Genomic DNA, 1,775 nt, shown 5'->3' on the forward strand with positions numbered 1-1,775 from the left:
GGCCCTGGATGCCGCCCGGGCCGCGGTGCGCTTGTCCGGGACCGACCTCGCCCCCGACTCCCCCACGGTCGTGAGCGGGTACTCCCAGGGCGGAGGCGCGGCCGCGGCCGCCGCCGAGATGCAGCCCCAGTACGCACCGGACCTCAACCTGGTGGGGATCGCCGCGGGCGCCCCGCCGTCGGACATGCTCGGCACCCTCGACCGCGTCGACGGTGGCGTCCTCACCGGGGCCGTCGGGTACGCCATCAACGGGATCCTGCAGGTGCACCCCGAGCTGCGTCCGGCGTTCGACCGGCAGCTCAACGACGAGGGCAGGCGCATGCTCGAGGTGACCTCGACGCAGTGCGTCGCCGAGACCGCGTTCGCCTACGGTCTGCGCCGGACCACCGAGTTCACCACGCACGGCAACTCGCTGGCCGACGCCGCCCGGTCCGAGCCCGAGATCCTGCGGGTCCTCGAGGGCTACAACCTCGGCCGCGTGGCCCCCACGGTCCCCGCGATGGTCCTGATCGGGCGGAACGACGACGTGGTCCCCCACGACACCGCGGTCGACCTGGTCCGGGACTGGTGCGCCCGGGGCGCCACGGTGGAGCTGCGTACCGCGGAGCTACCGGCTCTGGCGCCGGGGCTGGTGGTCGACCACGCCCTGCCGATGCTTGCCGAGCGCGCCACCAACGCGCGCTACCTCATGGACCGGGTGCACGGCCTGCCGGCCCCGGACTCCTGCGGCACCGTCTGACGCCGGACCACGGAGGGGACCGCCGGGTGGCGGGCCCCTCCGTCGTCCGTCAGGGCAGGTTGTGGTGGAAGGCCTGCTCCTGCGCGAGGCTGTCGATCCGCCAGCCCTCTGCGGTCCGGACGAACCCGAGCACGTACCAGAGCCCGTAGAAGAACACCTGCTGGTCCTTCTCCTCCACCGGCCGCAGGGCCATCGGGTTGAAGCACATGCAGCGTCCGGTCGCGGTGTCGCCGTCCAGGGTCACCGCGAGATTGCCCATGAGGTGCTGGGTGGAGGCGAAGATCGGCAGCATCTCCGCCAGCCAGGTGCGCACCGCCGGATAGTCGTCCGCGGGGCCGCCCGAGGCCTCGTAACTCACCCGGGCGTCCGGGGTGAACACCCTGTCCAGTCCGTCGAAGTCACGGGCGTCGATACAGGTCGCGTACCTGGTCACCAGGTCCTGGAGGTCCCAGCGATCGGACAGCTCGACCAGTGTTCGACTCATGCCCACTAGGCTAACGTGGCCCGCATGCAGTTCGAGCACGAATCCCGCGCCCGCCAGGCGATAGAGCAGCTCAAGTACCGGTACTGGCGGGCCTGCGACGGCAAGGATCCGGAGGGGTTCCGGGCGTGCTTCGTCGCCGAGGGCGGCCTCCTGGACTTCGGCCCGCTCGGCCGCACCGACCCGGACACGATGGTCGGGATCTTCCGTCAGATCGCCCTGGCCACCGCCTCCGACGGCGGACCCCGCATCCTCGACATGCACCACGGCCTCATGCCCTCCATCGCTGTCGAGGACCCGGCGGACGGGGGCGCGCCGCGGCGCGCCACCGGCACCTGGACGTTGCAGTTCCGTCAGGTGGACCGGGAGAACGGCACCGAGACCCTCTCCACCGGCGAGTACTCCGATGTCTACGTGGTGGAGAGCGGCCGCTGGGTGATGGCCGAGTGCCTGTTCTCCCCGGGGTGGTCGATCACGCGCTCCCTCGACAGCGCGACCGTGACCTTTCCCGAGGTCCACACCGTCCGCGGAGACGAGACGGCAGCCGCGACCGCC

General features: G+C 71.7%; 3 protein-coding genes. 2 read left to right on the top strand and 1 reads right to left on the bottom strand.

The features are described from left to right. The coding region (locus G6018_RS07080) for a lipase family protein (protein ID WP_241732011.1) at nt 1-739 on the top strand (739 nt) is incomplete at its 5' end. A gap of 49 nt (nt 740-788) precedes the next feature. On the opposite strand, the gene G6018_RS07085 is transcribed toward G6018_RS07080, so the two are convergent. Continuing rightward, a complete protein-coding gene (locus tag G6018_RS07085; RefSeq protein ID WP_179523970.1) occupies nt 789-1,223 on the bottom strand; it encodes a nuclear transport factor 2 family protein in 435 nt (144 codons plus the stop codon). Between the two features lie 24 nt (nt 1,224-1,247). Between G6018_RS07085 and G6018_RS07090 the strand changes: the two genes are divergently transcribed. Further along, a partial coding sequence (locus G6018_RS07090; protein WP_241732012.1) for a nuclear transport factor 2 family protein occupies nt 1,248-1,775 on the top strand: 528 nt, incomplete at its 3' end.

It is taken from the genome of Dietzia sp. DQ11-44 (assembly GCF_014145205.1).
Lineage (GTDB): Bacteria > Actinomycetota > Actinomycetes > Mycobacteriales > Mycobacteriaceae > Dietzia > Dietzia natronolimnaea.